Below are 21,006 nucleotides of genomic sequence, written 5' to 3'. Positions count from 1 at the left end.
CCAGCTGGGTTCCCCCAACGGTGAAGCGGCTATTGAACTAGCACGTCAATGCATCATAGTTGTCATAGGGCCGAGAAAAACTGGGTAACTCTAGCTTGCGTTTTCCATTAAGTGGTTTGAATCCAACCGGCGCACGAACGAATTCGGGAAGGTCAGCCGTGATTAAGTCGGGTACAACGCCGACAGCGGCTGAGTTAAAGTGGCCGGTTGATTCGGTTTAAAGTCTACCAGTCGAACCGCCGCATCAAGCTACGGGGTCCGGGAAAGGGAAAGCTAGAGGGCAGTTTTCCTCAAAGCGTCAACCAAGAGGCGTGAACTGACTGCAACTTTCCCACCGGCGAGTGATAACACGCTCCAGGATCATCTATATGCTGCGTTGTCATGTTCAATCACCTCCAATAATTTAGTCGACAGTGACAACTGCGAATAAATTAAAAGCGCTTAGCCACGACTAGCTAAGCGCACAATAAAAAGCGTTTGTGAACTGATAGCCAGTCGTTGAGTTTTAGCACTATACGGCGTAGTTAGTGTTTCTTTAACAGCTACATTAGAACAGGCCTTAATCTGACCTGAACAGCTGACTCATTGGCGTTTCTCGACGTTTCTGAGCAGTAGCATTTTCCGTATAGGAGCCTCACCTAACAGCTTCTGATTTATTCTATAGTCATAGTTTACCGGATTTTCTGAAAAAAAGCAACCATAAACGCTCAGGGAAAACGAATAATAATTATAATAACAAACTATTAATAAAATGTTAAACCGTCTAATATTAACGCCTAGTTTAGAATCATTCTTGATTTTGACTGAATAAGCGGGTATGCTAGGGATGATTCGAAATTTGCCAAATGAGGGGAGTTAGTATCATGAATTTTATTGGTTCAGCGTTACCCGATTTTACTGTAAATGCGTTTCAAAACGGCGAAGTGAAGGCTTTAACCCGCGATGACCTCTTGGGTCACTGGTCGGTGCTCTTCTTCTATCCCGCCGACTTTTCCTTTGTTTGTCCGACTGAGTTAGGCGATTTAGCCGCCCACTATTCAGAATTCAAACAAAGTAATGCGGAAATCTATAGTGTTTCTGAAGACACCGAGTTTGTTCATCAGGCTTGGCACGAACAGAGTCCAGAGGTTGGGCAGGTGGCCTATCCCATGATTGCCGATCCAGCCGGTGTCTTGGCCCGGCACTACGAGGTTCTGGATGCCGACGCCGGACAGGCTTACCGGGGGGTCTTCATCCTCGATCCCGCGGGGAAGGTGCGGTCATACACCATCAATGACATGGGAATTGGCCGCAATGCCGCGGAAATTCTCCGGACGTTGACCGCGGCCCAATTTGTCGCGGAACACGGCGACCGGGTTTGCCCGGCCAACTGGCACAAGGGCGAACAAACCTTGAAGCCCGGGACGGATTTGGTTGGTAAGATTTAACGATTCTAAAATAAAAACGCGGCCGTCTCGTCATTGAGGCGGCCGCGTTTCGTTTTAGACCCATTAAGCTTTGGGCATTTTTGCGAGTAATTGCTGAATCTGCTTGATTTCAGCAGGGCTAAACGTCGTGTTGGTAAAGGCCTTTAGGTTGTCTTGCAATTGACTAGGCCGGCTGGCACCGACTAGGACACAGGTGACCACGGGCTGGCTGAGCAGCCAGGCAATCGCCATTTGCGCGAGGGATTGCCCGCGTTGCTGAGCAATCTCGTTGAGGGCCTTGACTGTGGTAATCGTGTGTTCCACGTTGTCCTCGTGGAGGAAAGGACTAGACGACCGGTGCGCCCGTGAATCGGCGGGAATGCCGTGCAGGTAGCGGTCGGTCAATAGACCTTGTGCGAGGGGACTAAAGGTGACTAGACCGGTCTGGTCTTCGGCCAATGTCTTTAACAGCCCGTTGTCTGCAATGTGCTGGTCGAACAGACTATAGCGACTTTGGTGAACGATGTACGGCGTATGCAAGTCGTCGAAGATGGCCTTAATCTCTTGGGTCTGTTGGGGATCATAGTTAGAAATGCCGATGTAGAGGGCTTTACCTTGCCGCACCAGTTGGTCTAGGGCCAAGGCCGTTTCCTCCAGTGGCGTGTTGGGATCGGGACGGTGGGAGTAGAAGATGTCCACGTAGTCCAATTGGAGCCGTTTCAGACTCTGGTTGGCGCTGGCGATGATGTTCTTCCGGGAGCCCCATTCGCCGTAAGGTCCGGGCCACATCAGGTAGCCGGCCTTGGACGTAATCACCATTTCGTCACGGTAGGGCCGCATGTCTCTGGCCATGATCCGGCCAAAGTTGGTCTCCGCGCTACCGGGTTCCGGACCGTAGTTGTTTGCCAGGTCGAAATAAGTAATCCCGGCGTCAAAGGCCGTGTGAACGATGGCCCGTTGATTATCGAACGGATCGACGCTGCCGAAGTTGTGCCAGAAACCCAAGCCAATGGCCGAAAGCTTGAGGCCACTATTGCCGCTGCGCCGGTATTGCATGGCGTCGTAGCGGTGTGCATCTGCTAAGTACATATAAATACCTCCATTAGTCAATTAGGTGTATGGTCGAACGTTATGACTACCTGCATACACCATAAGTTGTCACTCTTAAGTATACGGGTCTTCCCGTTCAATTGAAAACGAATTCATTAAACCCACGAAAAAACGCGGCCAGCACCCGGAGGTACTCATCGCGTTTGGTGGGGAGCGGGGATTCCGCAGGCGTTACTTGCCCTGAGGAATCTTAGCGTATTCTTGTTGATACCAGCCGTCCCAAGTGTTTTCCTTGAGCGTGCCATTTTCGTTAAAGGGTAGATTGATGGTCTTCATAATTTCCACGAAGAGTCCCTTCTTGTAAGCCAGAACGCCAGCGGCCAGTTGGTCTGGGCTGAAGTTTCGGTTTGCGTAAAGGTACATGTTAATGTCGTTCATGGCGTAGTCGACTTTGAACTGTGATAAAATTTCGAGATCGTTGGTCCGATAATGTTCAAGATAGAAGTGGACGAAATCAGTAAGCGCGGTTAATTGGGCGTGTTCGTCCAGATCGGTAATCGTTAAATCGTTTTGCAAAGTGGAGACCTCCTCAAATTCTGTGTTGCTGCGAGTATCGGTCGTCAGTCGATCGGTGCCCCTTTTTTATTATGGCACATTTTGGCCGTGCGTAAAGGAAACTCACCTAAATTTTTTCGGTGTAAATCAATTGAAGCGCTACCATTGTCATTTTTCACGGTCGCCGTCATGAAAAAATTAACGCGGTTGTTCAGTGGCTCAAGGTGGACGACAAACTAGTGTATACTAAGCCTAGAAGATAACGAAGGAAGTGACGCGTGATGCGGGTGTTTGTCGTGGGAGCCAACGGTCAGACCGGCCGAAAGATTGTGACCCAACTGAAGGCGCGGGGGGATGAACCGATTGCCGGGTTACGCCCTGATGAAGATGGTGAAGACTGGGAAGATCAAGGGGTTACGGTGCGCCGGCTCGATCTGCTCCGTAAGCCAGAAAAGATTGCCCGAGCGCTGATGGGCAGTGACGCGATTATCTTTGCTGCGGGTTCTGGTGGGCGGACCAAGGACGATATGACCTTACTGATTGATCTAGATGGGGCCGTTAAGACCATGCAGGCCGCAGAAATTGCTGGTGTGTCACGATTTTTGATGATTAGCATGCTCTTCGCTGAGGACCGAAATCGCTGGGCCGATCCACTCAAGCCGCTGTACGCCGCGAAGTTCTATGCGGACAACTGGTTGGTGCATCAGACCACGCTGGACTACACCATCGTGCAGCCGGGAGCGCTATCCTTTCACCCGGGAACGGGGAAGGTCAAGAGTGATCCGCTCGCCGTGGGCAGTATTCCACGGGCCGATCTGGCGAGCTTCCTGGTGGCTGCACTCCACGCTCCGCAGGCGATTGGTAAGACAATCCCACTCTTGCAGGGGGACACGCCCATTGCGACCGTCCTGCAGCAGTTGTAAGGATATTAGTCGTAATGATTTACTCTATATGCTATAATTAAGACGTAGTAGAAGATACCTGTCCTTTAGTTTTTTGCCAAAGGAGGCGACGACCATGACTGATAAATTGCTGATCGCACCACCTCAAGCTGAAATCTTGGCTGAACACTTGAATGAATGGGCTCAGTGGCGACAGACAGCTGATGCCACGACCGCGGACCGCGACTGGGACCGGTTCATCGAAAAGAGCCGGCAGAAGGCTCAGTGGGAAGCTGGCCTAGCTGCCGAAATAGACCACTGGGAGAGCCTCCACGCACTTCAAATGGCGTTGACGGATAATCTTGCCGGGACCACTTACCGCGGCCACACGCGGCAGTGAGCCTCCAATAAGTGGTAGTTGATAAAATGAATCGTGAAAGCTAAAACGGGCTTGCTTCTTTCCAGATGGAAAGGGCAGGCCCATTTTTTATGCGCTGAAGAGACTTTCAGCTATACAACTGAAGGTTGAAAGTTTGCGAACAAGCCGCGATCCTCAGCTGACAGGGATAATCGTCATCAAACTAGTCATCAACACCACCTGCGGCTGCCAGAGATTCCGGCACTGTGGGGACTGCCTGTGGCCTGAGAAGCGGTCCTCCGGCTCGGTTCGAAGCCTGGCAAAATCCGCCAGTCTCCAAACACGTCCCACGCTGTAAGTTGACTCAAAACGTCAGCTTACAGCGTCTCCATCTCTGGTTTTCAACCTTCAGCGATGCAACTAAAAAAAGACGCCATAACGGCGTCTTTTTCAATCAGGTTTAATGATTTATTGTTCTTCGTACCATGAGTAGTGGAAGTCACCAGGGCGGTCACGCCGTTCGTAGGTGTGGGCACCGAAGTAGTCCCGTTGTGCTTGCAGCAAGTTAGCTGGCAAGACTTCAGCACGGTAGCTGTCGTAGTAAGTGATAGCAGCAGATAAGCTAGGTACAGGAATACCAGCTTGAACGGCCATCGCAACAACGTCACGCGTTGATTGTTGGTACTTAGCAGCAACTTCTTTGAAGTAGTCATCAAAGAGTAAGTTGGTCAAGTTAGGATCCTTGTCGAAGGCATCCGTGATGTTTTGCAGGAATTGGGCCCGGATAATGCAGCCGGCACGCCAGATTTGTGCTAATTCACCGAACTTCAAGTCCCAGTTGTTCTTTTCAGAAGCAAACCGGAGTTGTTCGAAGCCTTGAGCGTAACTCATTAACTTACCAAAGAAGAGGGCTTGGCGAACCTTTTCAACGAATTCAGTTTCGTCACCGGTGTCAACCTTACCTTGCTTTTCAGCAGGTGCTAAGACTTTAGAAGCCTTAACCCGTTCGTCCTTCAACATGGAGATGTAACGGGCATAAACGGCTTCAGTGATAACTGATTGTGGAACTTGAACGTCTAAGGCGTCTTCAGAACTCCACTTACCAGTACCCTTGTTGTTACCACGGTCCAAGATAGCGTCCAAGATAGATAAGTTCTTGTCGTCACCTAAGTCATCCTTACGGGTTAAGATGTCAGCGGTGATTTCAACCAAGTAACTGTCAAGTTCACCCTTGTTCCATTCCTTGAAGATGTCAGCCATCTTGTCAATGGAAATGCCGGCAACGTTACGCATGATGTTGTAGCTTTCATCGATCAGCTCTTCATCACCGTATTCGATACCGTTGTGGACCATCTTAACGTAGTGACCAGCACCGTTAGGGCCGATGTAAGATACACATGGCTTGCCGTCTTGGTCAGCCTTAGCCGCGATCTTTTCCAAGATTGGGGCAACTAAGTCGTAAGCTTCCTTTTGGCCACCAGGCATCAAGGAAGGACCTTGTAAGGCACCCAGTTCACCACCGGAAACACCCATACCGATGAAGTTGATACCGGACTTGTCCAGTTCGGCGTTACGAGCCATCGTGTCGTGGAAGTTCGTGTTCCCACCATCAATGAGGACATCGTGCTTGTCCAACAGAGGAAGCAATTCGTGAATAACGGCGTCAGTTGGCTTACCAGCCTTAACCATCAAAAGAATCCGCCGTGGCGTTTCCAAAGAGTTAACGAAGTCTTCCACCGTGTAACTTGGAACTAACTTCTTTTCGCTGTGGTCTTTCATAACTTGTTCCGTCTTGTTGGCGGAGCGGTTGTAGATCCCAACCGTGTATCCGCGGCTTTCAATGTTCAGGGCTAAGTTCTTGCCCATGACAGCCATACCAACAACACCAATATTAGCTTTTTCTGCCATTAGAAACCTTCCTTTACTTTGTTAAGATTGATTTCGGTTTTACCAACTCCTAGTGTAGCATTGAACAATTTAAAAAGGAACTGATTTGACTGGTTTTTTTCAAAATAATTAATCTTTTTGTAAAAAAATTTCGTTGCTCCGTCACCTAGTCGTCCTGCGTGGCTTGATACTCCTGAACATTGGTCGCAACTTTAGCCAGTAATTCCTCTAGTAGGAGGGCTTCTCCTGCCGATAGACCGTGGGTTCCAATGGCTAGAATCTGCTGTTCATACGCCTGCAATTCGGGATAGGCGGCCCGTCCCTTGGCGGTTGCCATCAATGGCCGAGCCTTCTTGTTGTGGGCGTCCGTCTGGCGGGTCACGTACTGGTGGTCGATGAGCTTGCGCACGGCTCGGAGACAGGTCGACGGGTCCACGTAGAGTTGGGTGGCGAGGTCGGTTTGGGTGATACCGGGATTTTCAACGATCCGCATAAGATAGATGAATTGGTTGTTTTGAAGGTCGGCCCGTTGGAAAAGTTGATTACCAATCTCCGAGGTGGCGCGGGCAATCAGGCCGATGCTCCGAAAAGAATTGGGCATGTTTTCTCCTTTTTTAGTTGCATTTGAATTTAAAATGTGGGATGCTAATAAGCATATTTTAACACAGAGAAGGCTTATTATGACAGTCAAATGGTTAATAAATACGTTTACGGATTTATCCGCAGAAAATTTGTATAAAGTTGCATATGAACGTATTAGAACGTTTGTGATTGCCCAAAATCGGGTGTACCAGGAAGTTGACGAGACCGATCTCGTTGCCCATCACGTGATGGGTTTTCGGGACGGGCGACTGGTCGCATACGCCCGAATTTTCACGGAACAGGGCCACGTGACGTTTGGTCGGGTACTGACGATTCCAGAAGCACGGGGTCAGGGCTTGGGGCGCCAGCTCATGAGCCAGATTGAAGCGGAGATTCGTCGCGATTATCCGGGACTACCCATCAGTATCGAAGCTCAGGTCGACAAGCAAGGCTTCTATGAAAAGTTTGGGTATCGCGCTCAGGGGGCAAGCTTTAACTTTCACGGGACACCGCACGTCCGCATGGACAAGCCGGCGTTACGGTTAGCGCAATAATTGTGGCGAATTAGTCTTGAATGAAGTCGGTGGCTAATTTCAAAACGGTCGGTCGAGCATCGCCGTCGAGTCGGTGACTGGCCCCCGGTAGCAAATGGAACGTCGCGTTGGAGTAGACATCGGCGTAGCGTTGAGAGGCGCGGGGCGCGACAATCTTATCCGCCTTGCCATGGATTAAGCAGACGGGACCGGTGAAGGCCTGCGCGGTTTCATAGATTGGTAGAAGCTGGGCCGTGCGGAGATAGAACCCGCCGAGCGTTTGACTGGCGGATAGCGGTAAGGTGGCCGGAATGTGGTGGGGGTCGTAGTCCAGTCCGCGGGTGTGACCGGCCAGCGCGTCGTCCTTGAGTGTGGCGGCGGGGGCCAGCAGGACCAGCTTATGAATCAGGTCAGGATAGTAGCCGGCCAGCATGCTGGCGACCACGCCGCCCTGAGAGTGGCCTAACAGGTCGATTTGTTGGGGATGCAAGCGCGTTTGGACGGCGGTTAAAACGGCCTGGGCGTCGGCAATCTCGTTGAGAACCGTCATGTCGGCGAACCGTCCGTCGCTGTGGCCGTGACCGTTGAAGTCAAAGCGAACGGTCCCCACGCCTACGGCACGCAACCGCTCGGCCAGTTGGACCAGCAGTTCGGTCGGTGTGTAGCCCCGATTACCGGTGAAACCGTGCATGAGGATGGCGATGGTGCCGTTGGGTTGGGGTGCGGGTTGGTAAATGCCGGCTAGCGTTAAGCCGTCGCGTTGAACATTAAATTCCATATGAAAGACCTCCGTGAGTGAATTTACGAGTTATAAGTAGTAGATATTAGTAAAGCAGAAGCCGGACCACAACATCGCTTGAGATGACGTGGTCCGGCTTCTTAGTTTTGGTTAAAAGTTCTAGTTGTTTAAGCGGTAAACCCATTCCCGGTGGTCGCGTTGAATAAGTTCTTCAGCGGCGGCTGGACCCATGGAATGTGGCGTGTAGTTAGGGAATTGTGGTTCTTGTAAGTCCCAAACACGGCGAATTTGATCCACGAACTTCCAAGCGTAGGAAACTTCTGGCCAGCTGGAGAAGTTGGTCCCGTCACCCTTCAAGACGTCATGAAGCAGGCGTTCGTATGGTTCTGGCGTATCCTTAGACTTTTGGGCGTCAACCAGGTAGTCCAACTTGATTGGTTCCGTGGAGAAGCCAGTGTCGTTGGTCTTGGCGTTCAATTGCAGGGAGAACCCAGCGTGCGGTTCAACGAAGATCGTCAAGACGTTGGCGGCCAGCGGCGTGTTTTGACTCTGTGGGAAGGCGAAGATGTCCACGAGTGGCCGTTTGAAGACGACGTCAACCCGCGTGAACTTGTCGGCCAACATCTTCCCCGTCCGAATGTAGAATGGGGTGCCGGACCAACGGTAGTTATCGAATAACAACTTCCCGGCAACGAATGTTTCAGTCGTTGAATCGTGAGGGACGTTGTCTTCGTGCCGATAGTCGGCTTGTTCGTTGATCGAACCGTATTGGCCGCGGACAAAGTTGGTTGCGGCGTCGGCCACGTTGTAGACGCGTAGACTCCGTAAGGCCTTGACCTTTTCAGCTCGGATATCGGTATCCGTGAAGGCCACGGGTTGTTCCATGGCTAACAGGGAGACAATTTGCATGATATGGTTTTGGACCATATCCCGCAGTGCCCCACTGTTGTCGTAGTAGGAAGCCCGTTCCTCAACACCTAGTTTTTCAGATAACGTGACCTGAATGTTGTCGATGTACCGGTTGTTCCACAGAGATTCGACCAAGGTGTTGCCGAACCGTAGTGCTTCGATGTTTTGAATCATTTCCTTACCCAAGTAGTGGTCGATCCGGAAAATTTGGTTTTCGTCGAAGGACTTGCTTAAGGCGTCGTTTAAGAGCTTGGCGGAATCGTAGTCTCGGCCGAATGGCTTTTCGATGACCAAACGGTTGAAGGCGTCCTTGCCGTCGGACAGTAAGCCTTGAGTCTTCAGGTCTTGGGCAATCGTGCCGAAGAATTGTGGTGCCATTGATAGGTAGAAAATCCGGTGGCCTTCTGCCTTGTACTTCTTGTCTAACTTGTCCATCAAGTCCTTCAAGACGGCGTAGTGGGCCGTGTCGGTCACATCATGGTCTTGATAGTAGAAATGGGAAATAAAGTCGTTAGCTTCCTTAGAGTCGGTCCGGTTCCCGCTGTCTGCCAAGGATTTCTTGATAGCAGCACGGAACTTGTCGTCGTCCATTTTGGCTCGGGAAGTCCCGATGACGGCGAAATGGGATCGTAAGTTACCCTTGCGATACAGGTTGAAAAGACTGGGATAGAGTTTCCGGTAAGCTAAATCACCGGTACCCCCGAAGAATAGAAATACAGCTTTACGTTCAGTTGCCACGAGATCGTCACTCCTTAAATGTTTAAATCCGTTATATGAGCAGTGTCTACCAAAAATTGACTGTTGCATCGGTTATCCACGAATGGGGGCAACCATTCGGGAATCCGCGAGTTGCCCAGAAAGTATGTCTAGACCACTTCGGAAGTTATTATACGCCCCTTTGTCGTGAAATGCGACCTTTTTAAACCAAGAATTTAAAAATTAGACAACCGGTTGCATTGCTATGAAAACAATGATTTCACGATTTCTACGTTTTCATGAAAGCCAAATTAGCCTACTTGAAAATGGATGGAAGCAGGCCATACCGGGCTTGCTTATGAAATCGCTATCACCAGTAGTCTAACAAAAAAACTCGCCTAAGTAACGTTAGACGAGTTGAGATCAGTAAAATAGTTTCATGAAAAATTAGTGTTGGGCAACAGAAGTCACGGCCCAACAGGACAGCCGAGTAAGTTATCTGAGTTTGCGGACTAGTCGGCTAAGGCCTTTAAAGCATCGAAATCAGCTTGGCTAAGGTCGATGGATTGGGCGTGAATGTTTTGCAATTCATGCTCGCTGGACTTAGTGCCAGGAATTGGCAGAATCACGTCGGAACGCTTCAGTAACCAGGCCAAGGCGATTTGAGCGGGTGAGGCATCGTACTTCTTGGCGATGTTGGTGAGCGTTGGGTTTGTGATGAGTTGTCCGGTAGCTAGTGGGAACCACGGAATGAAGGCAATGTGTTGGGATTCGGCGTAGTTTAAGACGTCTTCGTCCTTGCGGTTGCTGAGGTTGTACATATTTTGAACAGAAGCAATCGGGGCAATCTTTTGGGCAGCCTTGAGTTGGTCAACAGAGACCTGGCTGAGCCCGATATGCTTGATCTTACCCTCGTCCTGCATGTCTTTGAGGACGCCAATCTGGTCTTCAAAAGGTACCGTGGGGTCGACCCGGTGGAGCTGAAGCAAGTCGAGATGGTCGAGGGCTAACGTGAACAGGTTGAGTTCCACTTGTTGACGTAGGTAGGCGGGCACACCAGTTGGGGTCCATTGGTCGGGACCTTGCCGCGTTTGGCCAACCTTGGTGGCTACCATGACGTGGCTGTCGGGACGGGCTTGCAAAGCCTCTCGAAGGTAAAGGTTAGAGTAGAACGGCCCGTAGGCATCGGCAGTATCAATGAAGTTGACGCCGTTGTCGATCGCTGTCTCAATGACCTTAGGCGCATTGTCGGGATCGGCGGAAGGCCCCCAGACACCCTTGCCGGGGAGCTGCATGGTCCCGTAGCCTAAGCGATTGACCGTTAAATCGTTATCGAAAGTAAATGTTTTTTCCATTAAGTATCGAACCACCTTTTTTGTCTGATGATAAAGATAGACTTTTTGTAAGTAAGATACAAACATTTTGATTTTCCGTTACGGTAACGTCACTGTCAGTCGGTTCGGAAATCGTCCCTGAACGTTTTTAAAGGTTAAGTCGGCACCAGCCAAGTTGGTCACCAAGCGTAGGGGACGTTGAAGCTTTGCCGCACCTTGCCAAGGGCGGAGGTCAACGGACACGGGGGTGTCGACGTTGTGGCGGAGATTAAGGGTCACGTCTTCGAAGGTAATCTGACTAAAGGCGGCGGGAACGTCGGCGGCGACCAAAATCCCGTTGTCGGCTTCGCACATGATGTTTTTGAAGATGACGTTGCGAATGGACTGCTGGCGGAGGTCCGTAGCCGTATCACGCGGTAGGAGGGTGATGTAGATGGGTTCGCCGGCGCCCCACCATTCTTGACTGTAGGGCTTCGTCACAATGGTAATATCTTCAAACCGAATGTTGCTGGCGCTACCGGGATCGCGGAGTTGGAAAGCCAGCCCGCGGTTGGTATCCTTGATGGTCAGGTGGTGGAATTGACAATTTTCAAAGTTGCCGAAGCTACTGCTCCCAAATTTTACGGCGGCGCTCTGGGACTTTAGGAAGCAATGGTTAACCAATAGGCCGGTGCAATCTCCATATTGGGCGGTCTCCTCGGTACACTTGGGGCAGATAGCGTCGTCACCGGTGATAATTTCACAATCGTGGATGTAGGTGTTCTGGCTCCGGTCAATGTCGATGCCGTCGGTGTTGGGCATTCGTAATTCATTGTGGATGGCAATATGACTAATCTCCGTATTGTGGCAGCCCACGAGGTGAATGGTCCAGAAGGGGGCGTTCGTGATGGTCAGCTGCTGCAGCGTAACATTGGTACAATTTTCAAAGTAAACGGTCATGGGGCGGGGGTATTTGTAGAATTTGAGATGGACGGCGTCATGCTGATTGGGATAAATGAAAGCTTGATAATTACCGTCAATCTGTCCCTCACCAGTGATGCCGATGTTGCGTTGGCCCTTGGCGTGAATCAGAGCCGAGATTGGCGTCTGATTGCGGTTCAGCTCGAAGGGACCTGGGCGATGGATGTACTGAGACTCGTGACCACTGCCCCGTAGAATGGCGTCCGCCTCCAGGTTTAAGGTGACGCCGCTCTTGAGCTGGAGGCCGTCGATCACGTATTGTCCGCTGGGGATGGTGACCTCACCGCCAGTTGTAGCGGCGCATTGGTCAATGGCGGCCTGAATAGTGGCGGTAGCGTTCGACTTGATTTCAGCATAAACGGCGGTGTCGAGAATATTAATTTTCATCAGAGAACCACACTCCTTTTCTGGCAGGTTTCGTTTCCGTTAGGGTGGAAATGGAGAGATTTCAGCTTTAGCTTACCACAATTTGGAAACGGTACCAGAACTAAAGGACAATCGTCGCTTATGGCCGTTATGGCGGTCGTTATCGGCTAATCAGCGGCTAAAGAATGGATAAGTCGTTAATTTGTTTTAAGTGTTGTTAAAGAAGCCCCAACCTCGTTATAAAATTGACACCAGTTTGTCAAAAATCTGTTATACTACAAGGCGGTTAGAAAATAATTTACCGGCGTTTTGGTCGGTTAATATAAGGGGTCAGGAAAACAATGAAGAAATTTATGGTTGCGATGACTGGTTTGGTCACTTTATTTACTATCGGTGCTACGGTTCCCGCTACGGCGATTACGCCAGCTACGACGGCACATGCCGCAACGCACGTGGGTCCAAACTTGAGTGTAAAGGCGATCTACAGCAATTCGAAGACGATCACGGGGACGGCCACTAAAGGGTCTAAGATCACGGTCAAGAAGAGCAAGAACGCTAAGGCTAATCTGGGGAGCGCAACGGCTTCTAAGAAGACTGGAAAATACACGGTTAAGTTAGCTAAGACGTTGAAGAAGAACGCCAACGTCTACGTTTACGCAACAAATCCAAAGACGAAGACGTCATTCTACCGGATTATTCGGGTTCAGGCCGCTGCTACGAAGAAGGCCACGACTAAGAAGACCGCTACGAAGAAGACGACTAAAAAGACAACAACTAAAAAGACAACAACTAAAAAGACGACTGCCAAAAAGGCCACGGCTAAAAAGGCTTCAACCAAGAAGGCTGCTAGCTTTACGGTAAAGACGCCTACTGGTACTTGGAAGTCCAACACGGCTAACAAGTATTCACAAAAGATCGTCTTCAGCCAAAAGACTGGTTTTAACCAATACCTTTACAAGAATGGTAAGAAGGTTAAGACGTTAGTTTCTTACGCAAAGTACAGCGTAAATGCTAAGACCCCAACGTTCTGGAAGATCACTTACACACCTAAGGGTTCCAAGACTTCTAAGACGCTTTACTTACGGTTCACTTCTGCTAAGAAGTTCAAGATCGTTAACAGCAAGAACAAGGTCGTTGCCGTTAAGGCCGGCGTTGCCCCAGCTGCTAAGTGGACTTTTACGAAGTAAGCTTAGGCTTTATATAGTATATTAATAAAAACTGGCGATTTGTGTTTTCACAAATCGCCAGTTTTTATTCGGGTTTAACCAGCGAGCGTCCACTTTCGGAAAAAAATAAGAGTGACTCTCGCTCTTTAAATTGGGTTGTGTGAGCCCTTTCCATTCGTTGTATAATACTTGTGTAACACATATATTCTAGGGGGTAATTAGATTTGTTAAATCTTAGAGGTAAGCTAGTTGCGGGGGTCGCGCTGGTTGGTGCGTTCGTGGGGATGGGGATCGCCACGACAGCCACTACTGCACAGGCATCCAGCAAGTATTTGACTCCACAGTTTGGCACGTACGTCCGGGCTAAACGCAACGTTTACGTGGGCATCTCGCAGAAGCATGGGCGGACCTATCGTCCGTTGCTCAAGAAGAAGGGATCCTTGCTGTTTGTGATGAGCTCTACGCAGAATCAGGGAAGTTCGGTCGTTAAGGCCTCGTTTACGTCCGGTGCGGTGCACTACAATCGGCTGAAAAAATTGGCCTTTACCATGACGGACTCGGTACCTTTAACGAAGGCCAACTTCAAGAAGGTCAGTCTAAAGGCGCCGATTCGCGGTACCGTCCTGCGACAAGGAAATGGATTCAAAGAAGATCGCCACGGTGGCTTTGCGTCACCCATGTTTTATCTGACGCTGGACAACTACATCCAATACTACAGTCGTGCGGCGATGAGTAAGTACGATAGCGGTGGGGAAATGCAAGTTAAGTTTGGCAATGGGATGGAAGTCTACAAGCCGACCGCCTCGGCCAAGATGACCAAGACCACGGTCAAGGGCAACACCACCACGGTTCGCTACAACAAGTACATCAAGGGACTACCCGGCAAAAAGGTTGGCAAGCATACGTATCAGATTAAGATTAAGAATTTGAAGACCACCGGTCGCCGCTACTTTGGTGATGACTATTGGGGTGGTAGTTGGGATAATTACACGGTCAACAGCAAGCCCTACTTCTCCGGGATCATTAACGATTATGGCTAAAATGAAACATTAAACAGGTAAACCCAAAGAGTCCACCAAGCGTTGATAACCCAACGTTTGGTGGACTCTTTTTCGATAATTTATCGGCTTCTATTCAACTGTTTTAATTCGTGGCCAACTGCTGAACGGGTTGCTTCGTTGGCTTGTCAACGTGGGGATGGTACCCAATCAGGCGCATCGCGTTGAAGATAACCACCAGGATGGAGGCTTCGTGGACGAACATCCCACTGGCCATGTAGATGTAACCGTAGACTAGACCAATCAGCAGGAAGATGACGGTGGCGATGGCGATGGTGATGTTTTCTTTGGTGTTGGCCGCCGTCTTCTTGGCTAAACCAACCGCATGATTCAAGGCAGTGAAGCTAGATTGCATCAGGACCACATCCGCCGTTTCGATGGCGACGTCGGTCCCGCCACCCATGGCGATACCGACACTGGCCGTCGCGAGGGAAGGACTATCGTTAATCCCGTCACCAACGAAGGCCACGTTCCGTCCCATGTCCTGGAACTTCTTGACGAAGGTTACCTTATCAGCTGGGAGTAAATCAGCGTGAACTTCATCGATTCCCAGTGATTCCGCAACGGCTTGAGCAGTTGCGTGGTTGTCCCCCGTTAACATAACCAGGTGCTTGATTCCTTGGCGTTTCAGAGCAGCGAGGGCGGCGGGGACTTCGGTCCGAACCGTATCGGCCACCCCGAGGATGAAGGCCAACTTACCTTGATAGCCGACTAGAACCGTGGATTGACCATCGTCTTGCAGCTCGTGTAAATCAACCAATTGCGCATCGGTTAGGGTAATTCCGTTGTCTTTCAGTAGAGCGGCGTTCCCAACGTAGAGGGGTTCGTCGTGCCACTGGCCGATCATGCCGCGGCCTTTGATGGTGTCGGTCGTCATGGTTGGCGCGTCGCTTGCAATCTTACCGGCCAGATGTGTCGTAATCGCCGTTGCCAGTGGGTGATCGGAGGTTTGTTCAACCTGAGCGACGGCTCCTAGTAGGCTGTCATCGTCCGTGTACTGCTTCATGCCGGCCACGTCCATCTTCCCCGTGGTCAGTGTTCCCGTTTTATCAAAGACAATCGTATCAACCTTGGAGAGACTATCGACCACGTCGCCCCCCTTAATCAGAATCCCGTTCTTTGCCCCGTTACCGATCCCCGCAACGTTGGAGACGGGAGCACCGATAACCAAGGCTCCAGGGCAACCCAGAACCAGTACCGTGATGGCTAAGCGCAGGTCACGAGAGAAGACGAAGACCAGAATAGCAATCACCAGAACGGCTGGCGTGTAGTATTGGGCAAATTTATCAATAAACTTTTCAGCGGGTGACTTGGTATCCTGTGCTTCTTCGACCAATTCGATAATCTTGGAGAAAGTCGTTTCGTCCCCAACTTGTGTGGCTTCAATCTGTAGCGTGCCGCTTTCAACCATGGCACCGGAGTAGACGCCATCGCCATTAGCCTTGTTGATGGGCCGAGACTCACCAGTAATGGAGGATTCATTGACGTAACCGGTACCGTTGACAACCTTACCATCGACGGGAACTTGGCCCCCGGCCTTAACCAGGACCACGTTACCTTCTTCCAAATCATCGACGTCGACTTCTTCGGTTTCGCCGTCATCGTTGACCAGCAATGCTGTAGTTGGTGCCATTTCGGTCAGGGATTGGATGGCGCCCCGTGTCTTGGCCAGCGTCTTTTGTTCCAGGTAAGATCCGAAGAGAAATAAGAAAGTAACAATAGCTGATTCTTCGAACTCACCAATCGCAAACGCCCCGATAACTGCGATGCCGACCAATAATTCAATACTGAAGACCTTGGCCTTCAACGCGCTGATAGCCCGTAGAACAATGGGGGCTGCGGCGATGACGGAGGCAATGATCCAGGCGGTGTCGGTCACATAAGGTACCTTGGTGAACCAGGTGTTGAGAAAACCGAGGATGATGAGCCCGGCCGACCAGAAGGTAATGGGATTAGTGTGAGCATAAATATAACGTTGGAATGCCATAAGATAACGATCCTTTCTTTGTTTGCTTGGTTTAACTGTTTCGTTCCTTGTTTATGTATCCATTATGCCTGGAAGCGGAAATGATTAACTTGATGCGAATCAAGTTGGCCGATTTATTTGGCTTTTCTTGGTAAAATAAGGAATTTAGCCCATCTCACGGAATACAAAAAGCACACCACCACTGGCTTTGTAGCCGATGATGGCGCGCTTTAATTTTTTTGATGGCAATTAAAGACGAGAAATTCAAACTAGTGAAAATTTTCTAGCTAGCAGGGGGTGAAGGCATCTAGATTAGTTGTTGCTGGCCACCTGTATCTGCCAGAGATTTCGACGCTATGGGGATCACCCATGGCTTGAGAAGCTGTGACAGTCGCATTGTTGGTATGGTGATGTTTAACCATGGTAACACGTTATTTGTCAGGTAGCCGTGAGTGAGTCAAATTTGGTCTCAGCCGTGGTTCATCGGCTCAAAGCGAGGCAAAAGCCCGTTCTTTGGCTTTTGCCGTCCTCCCCACCGCGTTCCAGACCAAATTTGGTGAACGGTAAGGCGACCAGCACCAACCACCAGATACTTCGATAATCGTTAGACCTATTTCAACTTATAGCCATCGCTAGCCTGATCGTAAGCCAATGTGACGCTACTGTCTGGTAATTCAATGGTGATGGTTCGATAGGCCGGTGCGAAGCCATGGTGCAGGAGCTTGACGCCAACTTGACCGTCTTGGACCGTCACTTCGTAGCGGTTAAATTCGCCGTTCTGGTAGTTAAAGTCCAAACCATCGTCTTGATAGTGTTCGTAGGTGCCGGTATCTCCGAAGAGCTTAAAGGTCATTGTCGTATCGGGTTCCTCGCTGATATGGTCGACCGCCGCGCCCCAAGGCAAGAGGGTATCTTGCTTAATAAACAGCGGTAACTTATCCAACGGCGCATCGGCCACGATATCTTGTTGGCCGTCGTATTCGCGGTTATTCCAGAAGTCAATCCACTTACCGGCCGGCAGGTAGACGAGTCGCTTGGTCTGGGATTTTTGCACAACTGGGGCAACCAGCACGTTATCGCCGACCATGTATTCATCGTTGAGGTCGCGAACCCGCGGGTCATCGTCATCGTTCAAGACCAAGGGCCGCATGATGGGCAGGCCGTTTTGACTCTCCTGCGCGAAGAGGTCGTACAGGTAGGGGATGAAGCGGTAGCGTAGTTTGAGGTACTTCCGGTAAATCGACAGCGTCGGTTCACCGAAGGCCCAGGGTTCTTGCCGGCGCGTGCCCATCGCCGCGTGGTTCCGCAGTAACGGACTAAAGATGGCGGCTTCGATCCAGCGGGTCAGTAATTCCGCATTGGAGTCGGAGGCAAATCCCCCGATATCCGTACCGACAAAGCTGAAGCCACTGAGCCCTAGGTTGCAGAGCTGCGGGATCATCATTTGAATGTGTGGCCAGATACTCCGGTTGTCGCCGGTCCAAACGGTCGAATACTTCTGCGTACCGGCGTAGGCCGCTCGGGTGATGACGTATGGTCGCCGGCCTTGTTGGGCCTTCAGCCCGTCGTAAGTCGCCTTGGCCATGTTGTGGCCGTAAACGTTGTGCATTTTGGCGTGGGTGGCCGGCGTCTCTTGGTCGCTGAAGACCACGTCGTCTGGAATTTCACCCTCGAAGGTGGCGGGCTCATTCATATCGTTCCACACCCCGCCGACGCCCATGTCGGTTAAGAACTTATTGTTCGTGGCCCACCACTGACGAACTTCTGGGCGACCGAAGTCTGGAAAGGCGGAGTCGCCGGGCCAGACCTTGTTGATGTAGACCTTACCGTCCGGCGTCTTGACGAAGTAGTTGTGCTTCACGCCGTCCGCGTAAGTCTGGTAGTTGGGGTCCTGCTTGACACCGGGATCGATGATCGGAATGACCTTGATGCCGCGTTGCTTTAATTTCGCGACAAAGGCTTTCGGATCGCCAGCGAACTTGTGCTTATCCCAGGTGAAGACCCGATAGCCATCCATATAGTCCACGTCGAAGTGAATCGCGTCGCAGGGGAGATCGTATTTCTTCAGATTATCCGCAATCGATTGGACCTCGGCCTGACTGGCACTGTAGCCCCACCGTGATTGTTGATAGCCCAGCGTCCACTTCTGCGGTAACGGCACGCGTCCCGTGAGGTAGGTGTAGTTGGTGACGACGTCTTTCAAATGTTGACCGCCGATGATGTAATAGTCCAGGTTACCCTGAACGGCGGAATAGAAGTAGTAGTGGTCGTTTTCCTTACCCATGTCGAAGTGACTCTTGTAGGTGTTGTCAAAGAATAGACCATACGGATGGCCGTTTTTCAAGCCCAACATGACAGGAATCGACTTGTACAGATTGGGGAAGTTTTCCAATTGGGGCGCCGGATTATCGACGTTCCAGTTGTCATATTCGAAGCCACGCTTATCGAGGTAGCCGGTCTTGTCGCCCAAACCGTAGAGATGTTCGTCGGGAGCTAAGGCTTTGACGACCTCATAATAGCCCGTGGCGGACTTAACGGTTGACTTGGTAACGCTGTGACCCTCAGCCTCGACTAACCGTTCGTGGACCTTGTCGATGCCCTTGTCCAGCAGGTGACGTTCGCCGCGGTAATCCGTGACCAAGGCATGGCCCGCGGCGTCATAAGCGTCCACGTGACCCTCAGCATCTAACTTTAAGGTCAGTGCACTGGTCTTTAAGTCGTAGTGGTCGCCGGCATCCGTCAGGGTGTAGTCGGTCGGCTGTTCCTTATTGCCGTCGATGGCGTAGGACTGGCCGCTGTCACCGCGATTCTCAAAGACCCGCACGATGGCCGGGGTAATCACGGTCAGCTGCAGGGAATGCTGCGGATAATCGAAGGTAACCGTCTGTTTATTTTGCGTATAGGTTGGTAATGTCATAGAAATTCTCTCCTCATTAAGAAGTTAAAACTAGTGAACATCTTCGGACAAATCTTTTTGTGGCTTGTCCTGCTTCAAGACGCTGATAGCGATAACCGCAATCAGCATGGAAACACCGGCAACCAGCATCATGCCGGGCATAGACTTGCCGACCAGGCGGAAGACCAAGAAACTAGCCACGGACGCAATGATTTGTGGCAAGCAGATAGTCCCGTTGAAGATTCCGATGTAGGAGCCTTCGTTGGACCCATTTAGCGAAGAGGTGAAGATGTTAAAGGGTTCCACGTGAACGGTGAAGAAACCAATCCCGATTAAACAGAATGGTAGGATCAGTAAGTATTGGTTGTGGATGAAGAAGACCCAGATTAAGCCGATGGCAAAGCAGGCAATCCCGAAGCGGTACCAGAACTTCCGCTTGAAGGGATTCGTGTGCGACAACACCAGAAAGCCGTAGAGCACAGCGGCCATGGACTGGATAAACGTTAAGATCCCGTACCAGTTGCCGGCGGCTTGATAACCAGCAGAAGTGGCGTTGGTGGTGTTCCAAACATTTTGGGCAATAGCGCCGGTCGTGTAGGTCCACATGTATTGAATCCCAATCCAGGCGAACATTTGGACTAAAGCGACTTCCCACAAGGCCTTGGGCGCTTCCTTGATGAGTTGCCAGATGGACTTATGATTCTTGTGCGCTTGCGGATCAATCTGGTGGTAGTTGGCGTAAGTCTCGGGGTCGTATTCCTTAACGGAGTGGATGGTGTAAGCCGAAATCCCCAGTAGAATGGCGGCACCGATATAGAAGGCTAACCGTACGGACAGGGGGACAACCCCTTTTCTAGCGGTATTAGCAACGCCGAAGTAAGTTAAGACGAACGGCAATAGGGTTGCCAGCACGCCGCCTAAGTTACTGAAGGCTTGTTGCCAAGACCAGGCCTTATCCTTTTGATTTTCGTTGACCATGTCGCCAATGATCATCCGGAACGGCTGCATGCAGACGTTACTGGACAGGTCCATGAATAGAATGGCAATGGCCCCGAAGAGTAGTGCGGCCAGTGAGGCGTAGCCGAAGCCAAAGGACCCCGCGTTTGGCAGAAGCACCATGACTAATGCGGCGATGGGCGCACTGAACAACAGGTACGGCATCCGTCGCCCAAAGCGTGGTGACCACGTCCGGTCGGAGTATTTCCCAACGAGCGGTTGCACGATTAAACCGGCGAGTGGGGGCAGGATGAAGAAGAGCCCCAGATTGGTTGGATCGGCCCCGATGGTCTGGAAGATCCGACTCATTTGTGACGATTGTAGTGAGAAGGCCATGTTAACCCCGCAAAACCCAAACGTAATCGCGAATATGGTCTTCAATGGTAAGTTTGGCAGGGAGTTTGAGATCCGTGCCGTTTTCTTAGTGGCAGTTCCGGTCGGTTGGGCGACCCCAGCTGCATGCGCTGTTGGTTGATTCATGGTATGCCATCCCCTTGATAAAGTTTAAACCTAATTTCTTTCAACGCCTATAGCCTATCACTTTAAGTAAACGTTTACAATGCCTATTTAACAGTAAAGTAAACGTTTACTCTTTTTATTGGGAAAATAGCGCGAATAACGCTATAATTGAACTAATCATTGTGAATTCGGTAGAGGACCTTCGATGG

At 50.7% G+C, this 21,006-nt stretch carries 17 protein-coding genes; 6 read left to right on the top strand and 11 right to left on the bottom strand.

Annotation, left to right across the window (positions count from 1 at the left end):
* Positions 1-863 precede the first annotated feature (863 nt).
* A complete protein-coding gene (locus KB236_09380; protein UIF28745.1) occupies positions 864-1,427 on the top strand; it encodes a redoxin domain-containing protein in 564 nt (187 codons plus the stop codon).
* A 63-nt stretch (positions 1,428-1,490) separates the two neighbouring features.
* Here KB236_09380 and KB236_09375 read toward each other — a convergent pair whose 3' ends face one another.
* Complete coding sequence (locus KB236_09375; GenBank protein UIF28744.1) at positions 1,491-2,495, bottom strand: aldo/keto reductase; 1,005 nt, start codon at positions 2,493-2,495, stop codon at positions 1,491-1,493.
* Positions 2,496-2,687: 192 nt separating this feature from the next.
* Complete coding sequence (locus KB236_09370) at positions 2,688-3,032, bottom strand: hypothetical protein (protein ID UIF28743.1); 345 nt, start codon at positions 3,030-3,032, stop codon at positions 2,688-2,690.
* A 260-nt stretch (positions 3,033-3,292) separates the two neighbouring features.
* Between KB236_09370 and KB236_09365 the strand changes: the two genes are divergently transcribed.
* Both KB236_09365 and KB236_09360 read left to right on the top strand, forming a co-directional pair.
* Positions 3,293-3,934 (top strand): SDR family oxidoreductase, encoded by a 642-nt coding sequence (locus KB236_09365; GenBank protein UIF30337.1) that lies wholly within the window; start codon positions 3,293-3,295, stop codon positions 3,932-3,934.
* A gap of 94 nt (positions 3,935-4,028) precedes the next feature.
* Entirely contained in the window at positions 4,029-4,292 is a 264-nt protein-coding gene (locus KB236_09360; protein UIF28742.1) for a hypothetical protein, read from the top strand.
* A 426-nt stretch (positions 4,293-4,718) separates the two neighbouring features.
* On the opposite strand, the gene gndA is transcribed toward KB236_09360, so the two are convergent.
* Together gndA and KB236_09350 are read right to left on the bottom strand one after the other, a co-directional pair.
* Complete coding sequence (gene gndA, locus KB236_09355) at positions 4,719-6,158, bottom strand: NADP-dependent phosphogluconate dehydrogenase (GenBank protein UIF28741.1); 1,440 nt, start codon at positions 6,156-6,158, stop codon at positions 4,719-4,721.
* A 145-nt stretch (positions 6,159-6,303) separates the two neighbouring features.
* Positions 6,304-6,738, bottom strand: coding sequence for a MarR family winged helix-turn-helix transcriptional regulator (locus tag KB236_09350; protein UIF28740.1), 435 nt, complete (start codon positions 6,736-6,738; stop codon positions 6,304-6,306).
* Positions 6,739-6,817: 79 nt separating this feature from the next.
* Here KB236_09350 and KB236_09345 point away from each other — a divergent pair, with 79 nt between their 5' ends.
* Positions 6,818-7,273 carry a GNAT family N-acetyltransferase gene (locus tag KB236_09345; protein UIF28739.1) on the top strand — a complete coding sequence of 152 codons (456 nt, stop codon included), beginning with the start codon at positions 6,818-6,820 and terminating at the stop codon, positions 7,271-7,273.
* A gap of 10 nt (positions 7,274-7,283) precedes the next feature.
* Here the strand turns inward: KB236_09345 and KB236_09340 are convergent, their stop codons facing one another.
* From KB236_09340 to KB236_09325, 4 genes are all read right to left on the bottom strand, one after another.
* Positions 7,284-8,030, bottom strand: a complete 747-nt coding sequence (locus tag KB236_09340) for a lysophospholipase (GenBank protein UIF28738.1) — start codon at positions 8,028-8,030, stop codon at positions 7,284-7,286.
* A gap of 120 nt (positions 8,031-8,150) precedes the next feature.
* Positions 8,151-9,638, bottom strand: coding sequence for a glucose-6-phosphate dehydrogenase (zwf, locus tag KB236_09335; protein ID UIF28737.1), 1,488 nt, complete (start codon positions 9,636-9,638; stop codon positions 8,151-8,153).
* A 470-nt stretch (positions 9,639-10,108) separates the two neighbouring features.
* Entirely contained in the window at positions 10,109-10,951 is an 843-nt protein-coding gene (locus KB236_09330; GenBank protein UIF28736.1) for an aldo/keto reductase, read from the bottom strand.
* 78 nt (positions 10,952-11,029) lie between these two features.
* Positions 11,030-12,280, bottom strand: coding sequence for a right-handed parallel beta-helix repeat-containing protein (locus KB236_09325; GenBank protein ID UIF30336.1), 1,251 nt, complete (start codon positions 12,278-12,280; stop codon positions 11,030-11,032).
* A gap of 317 nt (positions 12,281-12,597) precedes the next feature.
* Here KB236_09325 and KB236_09320 point away from each other — a divergent pair, with 317 nt between their 5' ends.
* Both KB236_09320 and KB236_09315 read left to right on the top strand, forming a co-directional pair.
* Positions 12,598-13,443 (top strand): hypothetical protein, encoded by an 846-nt coding sequence (locus KB236_09320; protein ID UIF28735.1) that lies wholly within the window; start codon positions 12,598-12,600, stop codon positions 13,441-13,443.
* A gap of 203 nt (positions 13,444-13,646) precedes the next feature.
* Positions 13,647-14,462 carry a hypothetical protein gene (locus tag KB236_09315; GenBank protein UIF28734.1) on the top strand — a complete coding sequence of 272 codons (816 nt, stop codon included), beginning with the start codon at positions 13,647-13,649 and terminating at the stop codon, positions 14,460-14,462.
* Between the two features lie 103 nt (positions 14,463-14,565).
* On the opposite strand, the gene KB236_09310 is transcribed toward KB236_09315, so the two are convergent.
* The 3 genes from KB236_09310 to KB236_09300 form a co-directional block, all read right to left on the bottom strand.
* Positions 14,566-16,467: a heavy metal translocating P-type ATPase gene (locus KB236_09310; GenBank protein ID UIF28733.1), complete on the bottom strand. Its 1,902-nt coding sequence runs from the start codon at positions 16,465-16,467 to the stop codon at positions 14,566-14,568.
* A 589-nt stretch (positions 16,468-17,056) separates the two neighbouring features.
* Complete coding sequence (locus tag KB236_09305; protein ID UIF28732.1) at positions 17,057-19,363, bottom strand: glycoside hydrolase family 31 protein; 2,307 nt, start codon at positions 19,361-19,363, stop codon at positions 17,057-17,059.
* A gap of 30 nt (positions 19,364-19,393) precedes the next feature.
* Positions 19,394-20,818 carry an SLC45 family MFS transporter gene (locus KB236_09300; protein ID UIF28731.1) on the bottom strand — a complete coding sequence of 475 codons (1,425 nt, stop codon included), beginning with the start codon at positions 20,816-20,818 and terminating at the stop codon, positions 19,394-19,396.
* Between the last annotated feature and the right edge of the window lie 188 nt (positions 20,819-21,006).

The sequence above is a fragment of the Levilactobacillus brevis genome, assembly GCA_021383565.1.
Taxonomy (GTDB): domain Bacteria; phylum Bacillota; class Bacilli; order Lactobacillales; family Lactobacillaceae; genus Levilactobacillus; species Levilactobacillus brevis_B.
This window is presented reverse-complemented; position numbering and strand designations above follow the sequence as displayed.

Excerpts from the sequence above, each read along its gene's own strand:
- KB236_09380 (UIF28745.1), top strand. The coding sequence starts at position 864 with ATGAATTTTATTGGTTCAGCGTTACCCGATTTTACTGTAAATGCGTTT.
- KB236_09375 (UIF28744.1), bottom strand. The coding sequence starts at position 2,495 with ATGTACTTAGCAGATGCACACCGCTACGACGCCATGCAATACCGGCGC.
- KB236_09365 (UIF30337.1), top strand. The coding sequence starts at position 3,293 with ATGCGGGTGTTTGTCGTGGGAGCCAACGGTCAGACCGGCCGAAAGATT.
- KB236_09360 (UIF28742.1), top strand. The coding sequence starts at position 4,029 with ATGACTGATAAATTGCTGATCGCACCACCTCAAGCTGAAATCTTGGCT.
- gndA (UIF28741.1), bottom strand. The coding sequence starts at position 6,158 with ATGGCAGAAAAAGCTAATATTGGTGTTGTTGGTATGGCTGTCATGGGC.
- KB236_09350 (UIF28740.1), bottom strand. The coding sequence starts at position 6,738 with ATGCCCAATTCTTTTCGGAGCATCGGCCTGATTGCCCGCGCCACCTCG.
- KB236_09345 (UIF28739.1), top strand. The coding sequence starts at position 6,818 with ATGACAGTCAAATGGTTAATAAATACGTTTACGGATTTATCCGCAGAA.
- KB236_09340 (UIF28738.1), bottom strand. The coding sequence starts at position 8,030 with ATGGAATTTAATGTTCAACGCGACGGCTTAACGCTAGCCGGCATTTAC.
- KB236_09330 (UIF28736.1), bottom strand. The coding sequence starts at position 10,951 with ATGGAAAAAACATTTACTTTCGATAACGATTTAACGGTCAATCGCTTA.
- KB236_09320 (UIF28735.1), top strand. The coding sequence starts at position 12,598 with ATGAAGAAATTTATGGTTGCGATGACTGGTTTGGTCACTTTATTTACT.
- KB236_09310 (UIF28733.1), bottom strand. The coding sequence starts at position 16,467 with ATGGCATTCCAACGTTATATTTATGCTCACACTAATCCCATTACCTTC.
- KB236_09305 (UIF28732.1), bottom strand. The coding sequence starts at position 19,363 with ATGACATTACCAACCTATACGCAAAATAAACAGACGGTTACCTTCGAT.
- KB236_09300 (UIF28731.1), bottom strand. The coding sequence starts at position 20,818 with ATGAATCAACCAACAGCGCATGCAGCTGGGGTCGCCCAACCGACCGGA.